Annotated in this window: 12 protein-coding genes and 2 tRNA genes; 8 read left to right on the top strand and 6 right to left on the bottom strand. The window is 71.2% G+C overall.

Annotated features, from left to right (window positions below; all coding sequences use genetic code 11):
* Positions 1-320 precede the first annotated feature (320 nt).
* Positions 321-578 (top strand): DUF3073 domain-containing protein, encoded by a 258-nt coding sequence (locus LRS74_RS17725; protein ID WP_144383319.1) that lies wholly within the window; start codon positions 321-323, stop codon positions 576-578.
* Between the two features lie 298 nt (positions 579-876).
* Here the strand turns inward: LRS74_RS17725 and purM are convergent, their stop codons facing one another.
* The 3 genes from purM to LRS74_RS17710 form a co-directional block, all read right to left on the bottom strand.
* A complete protein-coding gene (gene purM / locus LRS74_RS17720; protein ID WP_277741914.1) occupies positions 877-1,959 on the bottom strand; it encodes a phosphoribosylformylglycinamidine cyclo-ligase in 1,083 nt (360 codons plus the stop codon).
* Positions 1,960-2,130: 171 nt separating this feature from the next.
* Positions 2,131-3,648: an amidophosphoribosyltransferase gene (gene purF, locus LRS74_RS17715; protein WP_277741913.1), complete on the bottom strand. Its 1,518-nt coding sequence runs from the start codon at positions 3,646-3,648 to the stop codon at positions 2,131-2,133.
* Positions 3,649-3,844: 196 nt separating this feature from the next.
* Positions 3,845-4,669 carry a sterol carrier family protein gene (locus LRS74_RS17710; RefSeq protein WP_277741911.1) on the bottom strand — a complete coding sequence of 275 codons (825 nt, stop codon included), beginning with the start codon at positions 4,667-4,669 and terminating at the stop codon, positions 3,845-3,847.
* A gap of 107 nt (positions 4,670-4,776) precedes the next feature.
* On the opposite strand from LRS74_RS17710, the gene LRS74_RS17705 reads away from it, so the two are divergent.
* Positions 4,777-5,175, top strand: coding sequence for a nuclear transport factor 2 family protein (locus LRS74_RS17705; protein ID WP_277741910.1), 399 nt, complete (start codon positions 4,777-4,779; stop codon positions 5,173-5,175).
* A gap of 189 nt (positions 5,176-5,364) precedes the next feature.
* Here LRS74_RS17705 and purL read toward each other — a convergent pair whose 3' ends face one another.
* From purL to purS, 3 genes are read right to left on the bottom strand one after another with little or no spacing between them, the layout of a single operon-like run.
* Positions 5,365-7,614 (bottom strand): phosphoribosylformylglycinamidine synthase subunit PurL, encoded by a 2,250-nt coding sequence (gene purL / locus LRS74_RS17700; RefSeq protein WP_277741909.1) that lies wholly within the window; start codon positions 7,612-7,614, stop codon positions 5,365-5,367.
* On the bottom strand, positions 7,611-8,291 hold the full coding sequence (purQ, locus tag LRS74_RS17695; RefSeq protein WP_277741908.1) for a phosphoribosylformylglycinamidine synthase subunit PurQ: 681 nt from the start codon (positions 8,289-8,291) through the stop codon (positions 7,611-7,613). Before purQ ends, purL begins: the two co-directional genes overlap by 4 nt.
* Positions 8,288-8,533, bottom strand: a complete 246-nt coding sequence (gene purS / locus LRS74_RS17690) for a phosphoribosylformylglycinamidine synthase subunit PurS (RefSeq protein WP_144383312.1) — start codon at positions 8,531-8,533, stop codon at positions 8,288-8,290. Before purS ends, purQ begins: the two co-directional genes overlap by 4 nt.
* 304 nt (positions 8,534-8,837) lie before the next feature.
* On the opposite strand from purS, the gene LRS74_RS17685 reads away from it, so the two are divergent.
* From LRS74_RS17685 to LRS74_RS17660, 6 genes are all read left to right on the top strand, one after another.
* Positions 8,838-9,155 (top strand): Lsr2 family protein, encoded by a 318-nt coding sequence (locus LRS74_RS17685; RefSeq protein WP_277741907.1) that lies wholly within the window; start codon positions 8,838-8,840, stop codon positions 9,153-9,155.
* A 133-nt stretch (positions 9,156-9,288) separates the two neighbouring features.
* Positions 9,289-9,360 (top strand) — tRNA-Gly (locus tag LRS74_RS17680).
* A 78-nt stretch (positions 9,361-9,438) separates the two neighbouring features.
* Positions 9,439-9,511, top strand: a tRNA-Gly gene (locus LRS74_RS17675).
* Between the two features lie 176 nt (positions 9,512-9,687).
* A complete protein-coding gene (locus tag LRS74_RS17670; protein WP_277741906.1) occupies positions 9,688-10,707 on the top strand; it encodes an ABC transporter ATP-binding protein in 1,020 nt (339 codons plus the stop codon).
* Positions 10,704-11,447 carry an ABC transporter permease gene (locus tag LRS74_RS17665; protein ID WP_277741905.1) on the top strand — a complete coding sequence of 248 codons (744 nt, stop codon included), beginning with the start codon at positions 10,704-10,706 and terminating at the stop codon, positions 11,445-11,447. The genes LRS74_RS17670 and LRS74_RS17665 overlap by 4 nt, the downstream gene beginning before the upstream one ends.
* Positions 11,448-11,508: 61 nt before the next feature.
* On the top strand, positions 11,509-13,215 hold the full coding sequence (locus LRS74_RS17660) for a histidine kinase (protein WP_277741903.1): 1,707 nt from the start codon (positions 11,509-11,511) through the stop codon (positions 13,213-13,215).
* Positions 13,216-13,419: the final 204 nt, after the last annotated feature.

The raw sequence follows: 13,419 nt of genomic DNA, 5'->3' as shown, positions 1-13,419 counted from the left end.
TCGTCATGGCGCCGGGACGGGCCGCTGCGACATTTGTCGGCACACGGACAGGCCGCGCGGGGAGAGATCTCTCACGGCTTGTCGGCGGGTCGGCGCTCAATACACGTTAAAATCGCAGTTGACCAGCGAGGACAGGGCGCCTCGCGGGGACTGCCGAGTGGCACGTCGTGCGGGCGACGTACCGTATGGCCACAGAAGCAGGTACCGTTGAAGCCCTACGGACCGGTCTCTCCCCCCGAGAGTCCGCTCCGACTCATGTGAACGTGAACGCGTGTCAAGACTCTGGGGCCGTCGAGCCCCGTCGTTGAGGGGGTCGAGCCATGGGGCGCGGCCGGGCCAAGGCCAAGCAGACGAAGGTCGCCCGCCAGCTGAAGTACAACAGCGGTGGGACGGATCTCTCACGCCTGGCCGAGGAGCTGGGCGCATCGACATCGAGCCAGCCGCCGAATGGCGAGCGGTTCGAAGACGATGAGCTGGACGACGACCCGTACGCACAGTACGCGGATCTGTACAACGACGACGACGATGAGGACGACGACCAGCCGTCCGGTTCGTCGGCGCAGCGTCGGCGCGCCTGAGCGCGCCCATACGCGCTTCTGACGTTCGGCTTCTCGCTGTACTTCGGCCGGTCCGGGGCCTCTGCCTCGGACCGGCTTCTGTGCTGCCCGGAAGCGGGCGTACAGAGGGCGTAGCGCCCCCGTCCACAGCAGTGATCTATTGCCTCGGCACGGCGGAGCCCCGGGCCGCCGGAACGGCCCGGGGAGGGTCTGCCACGAGGTTCGGGCACGGCGGCCCCGCACCGGAGCAGGTCCGGCCCCGGAACAGGTCCGGCTCGGACGGGTTCCGCTCGGCCGGGTTCCGCGCCGCGGGTCCGGCTCAGCCCGCGTAGTCGCCGGTCAGCGTCACGGCCGCGGTGTGCGCGTCGGTGCGCTCGGTGACCTCACCGCACACCCAGGCGTCGACGTCCCGGTCCGCGAGCGCGGTCAAGGCGACGTCCACCGACTGCTCGGGCACCACCGCGACCATGCCGACGCCCATGTTGAGCGTCTTCTCCAGCTCCAGCCGCTCCACCGAGCCGGCCGTGCCCACCAGGTCGAAGATCGCGCCCGGGGTCCAGCTGGAGCGGTCGATGGAGGCGTGCAGGTGGTCCGGGATCACCCGGGCCAGGTTGTTGGCCAGCCCACCACCGGTGATGTGCGAGAAGCCGTGCACCTCGGCCGTGCGCAGCAGCGCCAGGCAGTCCAGCGAGTAGATCCGGGTGGGCTCCAGCAGCTCCTCGCCGAGGGTGCGGCCGAGCTCCGGAACCTCGCGGTCCAGCGCCCAGCCGGCGCGGTCGAAGAGAACATGCCGAACCAGCGAGTACCCGTTCGAGTGAAGTCCGGAGGACGCCATCGCGATCACCACGTCACCCTTACGGATACGATCCGCGCCCAGCACCTGGTCGGCCTCGACCACGCCGGTGCCGGCGCCCGCGACGTCGAAGTCGTCCGCGGCCAGCAGCCCGGGGTGCTCGGCGGTCTCGCCGCCGACCAGCGCGCAGCCGGCCAGCACACAGCCCTCGGCAATGCCCTTGACGATCGCCGCGACCCGCTCCGGGTGGACCTTGCCCACGCAGATGTAGTCCGTCATGAACAGCGGCTCGGCGCCGCAGACCACGAGGTCGTCGACGACCATGCCGACCAGGTCGTGGCCGATGGTGTCGTAGACGCCCATCCGGCGCGCGATGTCCACCTTGGTGCCGACGCCGTCGGTGGCGGAGGCCAGCAGCGGACGCTGGTAGCGCTTGAGGGCGGAGGCGTCGAAGAGCCCCGCGAAGCCGCCGAGACCGCCGACGACCTCCGGACGGGTCGACTTCTTCACCCACTCCTTCATCAGCTCGACCGCGCGGTCTCCCGCCTCGATGTCGACGCCCGCGCTCGCATAGCTCGCGCCGCCCGCGGCAGAAACAGACTCAGACATTGCGTTGAGATCTTTCGTGTCGTGATGAGGGACGTCCGGGTGCGGACGGGGCGGTCCGGCCATGCCGGGCCGCCCACGCCGTCCGCGACCGACGCGTGAGGGCCGCCCGCCGACCCGGCGGGCCGCCGAGGAGCCCGCCGACCTGTCGACGACGCGCTGTCGAGGGCGGTCCTACGGGCGCCGCAGCGCGTCCGCGGCGTCGGGACCACCCGCGAGCTCGGTCTCCAGCAGGTGCTTGCCGAGCAGCTCGGGGTCCGGCAGCTCCATCGGGTACTCCCCGTCGAAGCAGGCGCGGCACAGGTTCGGCTTGGCGATCGAGGTCGCCTCGATCATGCCGTCGATGGAGATGTACGCCAGCGAGTCGGCGCCCAGCGACTTGCCGATCTCCTCGACCGACAGGCCGTTGGCGATGAGCTCCGCGCGGGTGGCGAAGTCGATGCCGAAGAAGCAGGGCCACTTGATCGGCGGGGACGAGATCCGGATGTGCACCTCGGCCGCCCCGGCCTCGCGCAGCATCCGCACCAGCGCGCGCTGGGTGTTGCCGCGCACGATCGAGTCGTCGACGACGACCAGCCGCTTGCCGCGGATGACTTCCTTGAGCGGGTTCAGCTTGAGCCGGATACCCAGCTGCCGGATGGTCTGCGAGGGCTGGATGAAGGTGCGGCCCACGTAGGCGTTCTTCACCAGGCCGGAGCCGTACGGAATGCCGCTGGCCTCGGCGTAGCCGACGGCGGCCGGGGTGCCCGACTCCGGCGTGGCTATCACCAGGTCGGCGTCGGCCGGGGCCTCCTTGGCCAGCCGGCGGCCCATCTCCACGCGGGACAGGTAAACGTTCCGCCCGGCGATGTCGGTGTCGGGGCGGGCCAGATAGACGTACTCGAAGACGCAGCCCTTGGGCCGGGCCTCGGCGAAGCGGGAGGCACGCATCCCGTTCTCGTCGATGGCGATCAGCTCGCCGGGCTCGATCTCGCGGATGAAGCTGGCGCCGACGATGTCCAGCGCGGCGGTCTCGGAGGCCACCACCCAGCCACGCTCCAGGCGGCCCAGCACCAGCGGGCGGATGCCCTGCGGGTCCCGAGCGGCGTACAGCGTGTGCTCGTCCATGAACACCAGGCTGAAGGCGCCCCTGACCTTGGGGAGCACGGCGGCAGCCGACTCCTCGACGGTGAGCGGCTTGCCCTCGTCGTCCACCTGCCCGGCCAGCAGCGCGGTCACCAGGTCGGTGTCGTTGGTGGCCGCCACCTGGGTGGCCCGGCCGTTCTCACGCGGCAGCGCGGCGACCATCTCGGCCAGCTCGGCGGTGTTGACCAGGTTGCCGTTGTGACCGAGGGCGATCGAACCGTGTGCGGTCGCCCGGAAGGTCGGCTGGGCGTTCTCCCACACCGAGGCACCGGTGGTGGAGTAGCGGGCGTGACCGACCGCGATATGGCCCTGGAGAGAGCCGAGGGAGGTCTCGTCAAAGACCTGGGACACAAGTCCCATGTCTTTGAAGACCAGGATCTGGGAGCCGTTGCTCACTGCGATGCCCGCGGACTCCTGTCCGCGGTGCTGCAGGGCATACAGCCCGAAATAGGTGAGTTTGGCGACCTCTTCACCCGGAGCCCAGACACCGAAGACGCCACAAGCGTCCTGGGGGCCCTTCTCACCGGGGAGCAGGTCGTGGCTGAGTCGTCCGTCACCACGTGGCACGTCATCGAGTCTAGGCCAGTTTGTGCGCACCTCCGAACGTGGGAACGCTGAAAAGTCACACATCACACCACTCGAATGCGCTACTGCCAGCGGAGGAGCCTCCAAACCAGCCCTCGGCTGCGGCGAGGATCACATTTCGGCCAGCCCCCGCGGTACGCCGCGACGCCCGCTCCGCCGCGCGGCGGCCCGGCGGACGTCAGACGAGCAGAGGCAGCAGCGCGGCCAGGTCCGCCCGCTCGCCACTCGCCGTCACCTCCGCCGACTCCAGGGCATCGGCCCAGGTGAGACGACCGGTGGCGAGCCGCAGCCAGGTCAGCGGGGCGGTCTCCACGACGTTGGGCGGGGTGCCTCGAGTGTGCCGGGGGCCCTCGACGCACTGGACGACGGCGTAGGGCGGAACCCGGACCTCCACCGAACCGCCGGGGGCCTTCGCCGCCAGGGCGTCCGCCAACAGCCGGGTGGCGGCGGCCAGCGCGTGCCGGTCGTGCCGGACCGCCACCCCGGTGGCGGCCGCCATGTCGTCGGCGTCCACGACGAGCTCGACGCACCGCGTGACGAGGACGTCCTCCAGCCGCATCGCGCCCGCGCGGGCCGGCACCAGCCGCCCGGCGGGGGCGTCCGCGACGAGCGCGGCCAACCGCGCGGTGGCGCGCTCCAGCCGTGCGCCGAGCTCCGCGGCCCCGGCCGCCGGCCCCGCCTCGGCTCCCTCCGCGGCCGTCTCCGGGCCCCGGGCGACGTCGGCGCCGCGCGCGGCCGACGCCGCGACCCAGTCGTCGAGCGCGACCTCCCGCGCCGGGGGCGCGGGCAGCTCCAGGTCCCGGTTGAGTTGCTCGACGGACGCGCCCAGCCGGGCCGCCAGCTCGCGCACGGTCCGGCCGGTCGGCCCGGCAGGGGCCGCGAGCTGTGCCTCGGTCAGCCCGGCCACCGCCTCCCGGACGTGTCCGAGCTGGGCGATGACGGCGGCCCGCGTCCTGGCGTCGTCGTAGGTGCGGGCACGGGGCTTACGGCGCGCGGGAGGCATGAGCGCGAGCTTACTCAGCCGTACGGTCCGATGATGGAGACAAATCGACATCACCCGGCAGTCGGCGGGCCGCCAGGACTCCGTCGACGGGAAGGGCATGAACCGCCATGGGCGAGCACCCGGACAGCGCCCTGATCCGCCAGGGCTACGAAGCGTTCACCAAGGGCGACATGGACACCCTCGCCACGCTGTTGACGTCGGACTGCGTCCACCACGTACCCGGAAACAGCCCGATATCGGGGCACCACAAGGGCCGTGACACCTGTCTGCGGCTGTACCGCCGCCTGCACGAGGAGACCGGCGGCACCCTGCGGATCGACGTCAAGCACATCCTGGCCGACGGCCGTGGGCATGTGATCTCGGTGCACAAGTTCTACGCGGACCGCAAGGACCGCGGGCTGGAGATGCACGAGGGCATGTTCTTCACCATCGTCGGCGGCAAGATCAGCGACATCGACGAGTGCCACGACGACATCGAGGCATCCGACGCGTTCTGGAGATCCTGACCGGCGAGAGCCCGACTTCTGGAGATCCTGACCGGCGAGAGCCCGGCGCGATCCCGGCGTGGTCCGCGGCGGCCGTCGCGCCGGCCCCGGAGACGCCGGAGCGGCCGGGCGCCCATGACGGGCGCCCGGCCGCTTCCGTGCGGGTGCGGGTCCGCGCGGGGCGCGGAACCGCGGCGGACGGGGCGGGACTCAGACCAGCAGGCCCGGAATCGTCGCCTCGTGCGCCTCCTTGAGCTCGGCCAGCGGGATGTCGAACGCGCCCTGGACCTCCAGCGCTTCCCCGTCGATGACGCCGACCCGCGCGGCGGGCAGCCCGCGCGCGCCGCACATGTCGGTGAAGCGGACCTCCTCGCTGCGCGGCACGGCCACGACGGCGCGGCCCGCCGACTCGGAGAAGAGCAGGGTGAAGGCGTCCAGGCCGTCCGGCACCACCAGGCGCGCGCCCTTGCCGCCGCGCAGGCAGGACTCGACCACGGCCTGCGCCAGACCGCCGTCGGACAGGTCGTGCGCCGCGTCGATCATGCCGTCGCGGGAGGCCGAGATCAGGATCTCGGCCAGCAGCCGCTCGCGCTCCAGGTCCACCTGGGGCGGCAGCCCGCCGAGGTGGTCGTGGATCACCTGCGACCAGGCCGAGCCGCCCAGCTCCTCGCGGGTGTCGCCCAGCAGGTAGAGCAGCTGCCCCTCCTCGGCGAAGGCGATCGGGGTGCGGCGGGTGACGTCGTCGATCACGCCGAGCACCGCGACGACCGGCGTCGGGTGGATGGCGACCTCGCCGGTCTGGTTGTACAGCGAGACGTTGCCGCCGGTCACCGGGGTGCCGAGCTGCAGGCAGCCGTCCGCGAGACCGCGCGTGGCCTCGGCGAACTGCCACATCACCGCCGGGTCCTCCGGCGAGCCGAAGTTGAGGCAGTTGGAGATCGCCAGCGGCTTGGCGCCGGACGCGGCGACGTTGCGGTACGACTCGGCGAGCGCGAGCTGGGCGCCCGCGTACGGGTCGAGCTTGGCGTACCGGCCGTTGCCGTCCGTGGCCACCGCGACGCCGAGGTTGGTCTCCTCGTCGATGCGGATCATGCCGGAGTCCTCGGGCTGGGCCAGCACGGTGTTGCCCTGCACGAAGCGGTCGTACTGGTCGGTGACCCAGGACTTGGACGCCTGGTTCGGGGAGGAGACCACCGCGAGCACCTGCGCCCGCAGCTCCTCGCCCGTCTCCGGCCGGGGCAGCTTGGCGGCGTCGTCGGCCTGGAGCGCGTCCTGCCACTCCGGGCGCGCGTAGGGGCGCTCGTAGACCGGGCCCTCATGCGCCACGGTCCGCGGCGGCACGTCGACGATCTGCTCGCCGTGCCAGAAGATCTCCAGCCGCTCGCCGTCGGTCACCTCACCGATCACGGTGGCGATGACGTCCCACTTCTCGCAGATCTCCATGAAGCGGGCGACCTTGTCCGGGCGGACGATCGCGCACATGCGCTCCTGCGACTCGCTCATGAGGATCTCCTCGGGCGAGAGGGTCGCGTCGCGCAGCGGCACGGTGTCCAGCTCGACCCGCATGCCGCCGGAGCCGGCGCTGGCCAGCTCGCTGGTGGCGCAGGACAGACCGGCGCCGCCGAGGTCCTGGATGCCCTCGACGAGCTGCTCCCGGAAGACCTCCAGGGTGCACTCGATGAGCAGCTTCTCCTGGAACGGGTCGCCGACCTGGACCGCGGGCCGCTTGGTCGGCTTGCTGTCGTCGAAGGTCTCCGAGGCGAGCACGGAGACGCCGCCGATGCCGTCGCCGCCGGTCCTGGCCCCGTAAAGGATGACCTTGTTGCCGGCGCCGGAAGCCTTGGCGAGGTGGATGTCCTCGTGCTTCATCACACCCACGCACAGGGCGTTGACCAGCGGGTTGCCCTGGTAGCAGGAGTCGAAGACGACCTCGCCGCCGATGTTGGGCAGGCCCAGGCAGTTGCCGTAGCCGCCGATGCCCGCGACGACGCCCGGCAGGACGCGCTTGGTGTCGGGGTGGTCCGCGGCGCCGAAGCGCAGCGGGTCCATCACGGCGACCGGACGGGCACCCATGGCCAGGATGTCGCGGACGATGCCGCCGACGCCGGTGGCCGCGCCCTGGTAGGGCTCGATGTACGAGGGGTGGTTGTGCGACTCGACCTTGAAGGTGACCGCGTAGCCCTGGCCGACGTCGACCACGCCGGCGTTCTCGCCGATGCCCACCAGCAGGGCGTCGTTCTCCGGAGCCTTCTCGCCGAACTGCCGCAGATGGACCTTGCTGCTCTTGTACGAGCAGTGCTCGGACCACATCACGGAGTACATGGCGAGCTCGGCGCCGGTGGGGCGGCGATCGAGAATCGCGCGAATGCGCTCGTACTCGTCCTGCTTCAGGCCGAGTTCGGCCCACGGCTGCTCGGTGTCCGGGGTCTCGGCCGCGTGCTTGACCGTGTCCAGGCTCATGAGGTGACCAGCTTCTTGAGGATCGAGGTGAAGAATCCGAGGCCGTCGGTGCGGCCGGTGCCGACCAGCGGCTCCACGGCGTGCTCGGGATGCGGCATGAGCCCCACCACATTGCCCGCGGCATTGGTGATACCGGCGATGTCGCGCAGTGAACCGTTCGGGTTGAAGTCCTGATAGCGGAAGACCACGCGGCCCTCGGCTTCGAGCTCGTCCAGGACGCGCTCGTCCGCGACGTAGCGGCCGTCGATGTTCTTCAGCGGAATGCTGATGTCCTGGCCGGCCGCGTAGGAAGTCGTCCAGGCGGTCGCGTTGTTTTCCACCCGCAGCTTCTGGTCCCGGCAGATGAAGTGCAGGTGGTTGTTGCGGAGCATCGCGCCGGGCAACAGGTGCGTCTCGGTGAGCACCTGAAAGCCATTGCAGATGCCGAGGACCGGCATGCCGGCCTTCGCCTGGTCGATGACCGACTCCATGACGGGCGAGAACCGGGAGATGGCCCCGGCCCGCAGATAGTCGCCATAGGAGAAGCCGCCGGGCAGCACCACGGCGTCGACCTGCTTCAGGTCCTTGTCGCGGTGCCACAGCGGCACCGCTTCCAGTCCGGCGAGGCGAACCGCGCGCTGGGTGTCACGGTCGTCGAGGGTGCCGGGGAAGGTGATGACCCCGATACGAGCTGTCATGAGTCGACCCGGATGGTGAAGTCTTCGATGACGGTGTTGGCGAGGAAGGTCTCTGCCATCTCGCGGATGCGGCCGAGGGCGGCGTCGTCGACCGGCCCCTCCACCTCAAGTTCAAAACGCTTGCCCTGACGGACGTCGGCGATCCCCTCGAATCCGAGGCGGGGCAGTGCGCGCTGCACCGCCTGGCCCTGCGGGTCGAGGATCTCCGGCTTGAGCATGACGTCGACTACGACGCGTGCCACTGGCACTCCCGGTGGTGATGTGGTGCGTAAGGCGGTGGCCTTAGCGTACCCCTAGGAAAAATCTACGCGGGTAGATATAGTGCGCACACGATCACGTTTATGCATCGGCGTCGGCAGCCCCTGGGGAAAAGACACCGAAAAACGTATGGTCCCGATTGCAGCGTGACACGCGGACGGAATTCGCGGGGCTTCACAATGCAATGTCCGCCGCTGTACAAATGAAAAAGTAAAGAGCCCATACACCCTCACAACCGGCATCTATGCACGTCAACGCATCGATGTCACCCCGAAAGGACCGGTATCCGTGGCGCAGCGCGTAGTGGTCACGCTCTCTGACGACATCGACGGCGGAGAAGCCGAGGAGACGGTCGCCTTCGGTCTCGACGGCAAGTCGTACGAGATCGACCTGAGCTCCGCCAATGCAAAGAAACTCCGCGTCGCCCTGGCCCCTTACGTGGAGGCCGGCCGCAAGCGGAGCCGGTCCGGCAAGGCGTACAAGCGGACCACGCTCGCGCCGGACCCCGCCGTGGTGCGCGCCTGGGCGCGCTCCAACCAGATGGACGTCCCGCCGCGCGGCCGTATCCCGAAGAAGGTCTACGAGGCGTACGACGCCGCCCACTGAGAGCCGCCAGCCGTCCCGGGAGGGCGCTTCGCCGAGTGGCCTCCCGGCCGAGTTGCACAACACCCCTGGTGATCCGCTAGAGTCTGGAGCACGCCGAGGGGCGAGGCCGAAAGGCAGAAGCCCCGAGGAACATGCGGGTGTAGCTCAGTAGTAGAGCGCCCCCTTTCCAAGGGGGAGGCGCAGTGTGCGATCCCTGTCACCCGCTCTCATCACTTACCGATCCACGCAAGTGGATCAGGTACAGTGGTGTTCGCACCGATCGGTGAAGGCCGGTCGGAAGCATGCGGACGTGGCTCAGTTGGTAGAGCATCACCTTGCCAAGGTGAGGGTCGCGAGTTCGAATCTCGTCGTCCGCTCAGATTGAAGGCCCCGGTCTCCTGGAGATCGGGGCCTTTCTCATGTGCTCCGACTGTTCTGTCAGGGGCCCCGCCCTCCCCGCCGTACCCGGCGTCCGCCACGTGATGACATTCGTCATCTGGGGCGATGACAGCCCGCACTGCCGAGGGGCGATTCCCCGGGCGAGCCTGGTGTCATGGAAATCGGCGAGCGTGTGATGGAAGCCACGGGGCTCCAACGGCAATACGCGGGCGGCTTCGAGGCGGTGCGCGGCATCACCTTCTCCGTCGGGCGCGGCGAACTCTTCGCGCTGTTGGGGACGAACGGGGCGGGGAAGACCTCCACCCTCGAACTGCTGGAGGGCCTGGCCGCTCCCAGCGGAGGCGAGGTGCGGGTGCTGGGCCATGATCCGTACCGCGAGCGGGCCGCGGTCCGACCGCGGGTCGGGATCATGCTCCAGGAGGGCGGCTTCCCGTCCGAGCTGACCGTGGCCGAGACCCTGCGGATGTGGGCGGGCTGCACCACCGGTGCCCGGCCCGCGGCGGAGGTGCTGGAGGCGGTCGGGCTGGCCCAGCGCCGGGGGGTGCGGGTCAAGCAGCTCTCCGGTGGCGAGCGGCGGCGGCTCGACCTGGCGCTGGCGCTGCTCGGCGAGCCCGAGGTGCTCTTCCTGGACGAGCCCACCACCGGGCTGGACGCCGAGGCGCGCCGGGACACCTGGGAGCTGGTCCGCGCGCTGCGCGACAGCGGCACCACCGTGCTGCTCACCACGCACTATCTGGAAGAGGCCGAGGAGCTCGCCGACCGGCTCGCGATCATGCACGAGGGCCGGATAGCGGTCGAGGGCACCGTCGGCGAGATCGTGGCCCGGCGTCCCTCCCAGATCTCCTTCCAGCTCCCGTCGGACCTGCTGCCGGGCGACCTGCCGCCGCTGCCCGGGCTGGGCGTCACCGCACACGAGCTGGAGGGGCGGACGATGCGGTTGCGCACGGACGACCTCCAGCGGACCGCCACCGGCCTGCTGGTGTGGGCCCGGGACGCCGGTGTCGAGCTGCGCGGCCTGGACGCCCGCTCGGCCTCACTGGAGGAGGCGTTCCTGCACATCGCCAAGGAGTCGGAGCGGGCCGCGGATCCGGCGTCGGGGGGCGGATCCGCGGCGAGGGGATCGGAGCCGGGATCGGCGTCCGCGCTGGTGTCCGCGGGGAGTGAGGGTCGATGAAGGCACTGGCACAGGCGGAGCTGACCCTGCTCAGCCGGAACAAGGCGGCGCTGTTCGCGGCCCTGGTGCTGCCCGCCACCATGACCTTCAGCATGAAGTCGCCGATCGAGGAGTTGGACCTGAAGTCCACCGGGCTGACGGTCGGCACGGTGCTGCTCCCCGGCGCGATCGGCTTCGTGCTGCTCTTCGCCGTGTACACGAACCTGGTCGGTGTCTTCGTGGCGCGCCGCGAGGAGTTGGTCCTCAAGCGGCTGCGCTGCGGTGAGCTGAGCGACCGACAGATCCTGGCCGGCACCACGCTGCCCGCGGTGGTGGTGGCCTTGGCGCAGTGCGCGCTGCTCGCCGTCGGCGGCGGGCTGGTGCTGGATCTGGAGGCGCCGAAGGCTCCGCATCTGGCGGCCGTCGGAGTGCTGCTGGGCCTGGCGCTGATGGTGGCGATGGCCGCGGTCACCGCCGGCGTCACCAAGTCCACCGAGGGCGCCCAGCTGAGCCCGATGCCGCTGATGCTCATATCCCTGATGGGGTCGGGCATGGTCTTCCCGCTCGACGTCATGCCGGACCGGCTGGCGGCGGTGTGCGAGGTGCTCCCGCTCACCCCGGCCATCGAGTTGGTGCGCGCCGGCTGGACCGGCGGCGACGGGGTGGGTGACACACTGACACAGCTGGTCACGGGCGTGGCGTGGATAGCCGCCGCGGTGTGGTCGGTGCAGCGCTGGTTCCGTTGGGAGCCCCGGCGCTGAGGGGCGGGTTCCCGGGGTTCCCGGGTGGGGTCACGGGTGGGACGTTTCGGGGGTGAGGCCCGTGTTCGGACGGGTGCAGAAGTGGCGCGGTCGGAGCAAGATCGCGCAGGTCGATCTCTTCAGCCGGTGGATGCTGCGCATCGCGCCCTGGGTCTTGATGCTCTCCTGGGGCCTGCTACCGCTGCTGGGGGCCGTGGAGAGCCGCCCCCTCCCGCTGTCCCTGGCCGCCGCGCTGGTGCTGCTGTCCGTGGTGCAGTGCGCCACCGGCATGGGGGCGACCCAGCGCGCCCTCGACCACTACCTGGGGAAGGGGGGCGTCCCCCGACGGCAGGCGGGCCTCGCGGCGCTGCTGATGGTGCTCACTCTCGGGCTGACCCTGGCGCTGTGCGCGGTCGGCGGGCTGGACGTCGGCACGGCGGTGTTGCTGGTGGGCTGGGTCACCATGCCCTTCGGCGGGGTCTCCTGCCTGCTGGTCCCCAAGTGGACCTTCGCCGCGGTCTACGGGGGGATCGCGGCGCTGACCACCCTGGGTTTCTTCCTCGTCGGCGTGCATGACGGGCGGCTCTGCGCCGTGGTGCTGGTGGTCGCCTTCCAGTGCGGCTTCTCCCTGCTCACCATCCGCTGCTCGGGCTGGATGCTGGGGGTGATGTGGGAGGTGCACGACGCCCGGGCGGTGCAGGCGCGACTGGCGGTCGCGGAGGAGCGGCTGCGGTTCGGTCGGGACATGCACGACGTGCTCGGGCGCAATCTGGCGGTCATCGCCTTGAAGAGCGAGCTCGCGGTGCAGCTGGCCCGGCGCGGGCGGCCGGAGGCCGTCGAGCAGATGGTGGAGGTGCTCCGGATCACCCAGGAGTCACAGCGGGAGATACGGGACGTGGTGCGCGGCTATCGGGAGGCCGATCTGCACACCGAACTGGTGGGTGCCAGGGGGGTGCTGGCCGCCGCCGGCATCGACTGCCGCATAGAGGGCGCCACGGCCGGACCGGACGGCACGGACCCGCTGCCCTCCGCGGTGCAGTCGGCGCTGGGCTGGGTGGTCCGCGAGGGCACCACCAACGTCCTGCGACACGCGGACGCCGCCCGGCACTGTGCGATCCGGGTCGAGATCGCGGCGGGCGACCCACCGGGACGCGGGTCGGCCCCGGCCGCCGGGCGTTCGGCGACGAGCACGGTCGGCCGCACGGCGGCACGAGTCGCCGGACGCATAACCGGGCGCCCCGCCGAGGGCGCTCCCGCAGGGCGGGATGCCGCGCCGAGGGGCCGGGTGGCGGTGCTGGTCATGGAGAACGACGGCGTGCCGGGCACCGCGGCGACCGACCGCGGCGAGACGGCCGACGCCGCCGCGAGCGGTGCCGCACCGGGGGGTTCCGGGCTGGCCGGGCTTCGCGAGCGGCTCGCCGCCCTGGGGGGCACCGTCGTCACCGGAGCGCACCCTGGCGGGCGGTTCCGGCTCACGGCGCGGATCCCGCTGGACGACGCTTCGCTGGACGACGCCTCCCTGGCTGGAGGCCCGGCGGAGGAGGCTCCGGCGGGAGAGGCCCCGGCCACCGCCCGTGTCCGACGCGGAACGGCCGCCCCGCTCCCCGACTCCCCGCTCGGCTCCCCGCCCACCTCGCCTCCGGCCTCGAAGCCGGGGCCATGGCCGGCGCAGGGCCGGGGCGCCGAGCCTGACCCGACAGAGGCGGGATACGAGGACGGTGCGGCTGCCGGGCCGCCGCTCCTCCGGGTGCCAGGGACAGCCGCCCGGCTGACGGAGGGGATCAGGTGATGGGGCCCACTGAGGCCGACGCGGGGGGCGAGATCGGGACCGAGACCGGTGCCCAGCCCGGGATCGGAACCGACACCGGGGCCGGATTCGTGTCGGGGGACGGGTTGAAGACCGTGGGCGAGGCGGGGACCGGGACCGGCGGCGGGCTCGGGGACGAGTTCGAGGCCATAGGCGAGGACCAGGCCGTGACCGAGGTCGGCACCG

It is taken from the genome of Streptomyces sp. LX-29 (assembly GCF_029541745.1).
Classification (GTDB): domain Bacteria; phylum Actinomycetota; class Actinomycetes; order Streptomycetales; family Streptomycetaceae; genus Streptomyces.
Note: the sequence above shows the minus strand (reverse complement) of the source record. Positions and strands in the feature narration are given on the sequence as shown.

What these genes read in the sequence shown, in the direction of transcription:
- LRS74_RS17725 (WP_144383319.1), top strand. Translation starts at nt 321, where the DNA reads ATGGGGCGCGGCCGGGCCAAGGCCAAGCAGACGAAGGTCGCCCGCCAG.
- purM (WP_277741914.1), bottom strand. Translation starts at nt 1,959, where the DNA reads ATGTCTGAGTCTGTTTCTGCCGCGGGCGGCGCGAGCTATGCGAGCGCG.
- LRS74_RS17710 (WP_277741911.1), bottom strand. Translation starts at nt 4,669, where the DNA reads ATGCCTCCCGCGCGCCGTAAGCCCCGTGCCCGCACCTACGACGACGCC.
- LRS74_RS17705 (WP_277741910.1), top strand. Translation starts at nt 4,777, where the DNA reads ATGGGCGAGCACCCGGACAGCGCCCTGATCCGCCAGGGCTACGAAGCG.
- purL (WP_277741909.1), bottom strand. Translation starts at nt 7,614, where the DNA reads ATGAGCCTGGACACGGTCAAGCACGCGGCCGAGACCCCGGACACCGAG.
- purQ (WP_277741908.1), bottom strand. Translation starts at nt 8,291, where the DNA reads ATGACAGCTCGTATCGGGGTCATCACCTTCCCCGGCACCCTCGACGAC.
- LRS74_RS17670 (WP_277741906.1), top strand. Translation starts at nt 9,688, where the DNA reads ATGGAAATCGGCGAGCGTGTGATGGAAGCCACGGGGCTCCAACGGCAA.
- LRS74_RS17665 (WP_277741905.1), top strand. Translation starts at nt 10,704, where the DNA reads ATGAAGGCACTGGCACAGGCGGAGCTGACCCTGCTCAGCCGGAACAAG.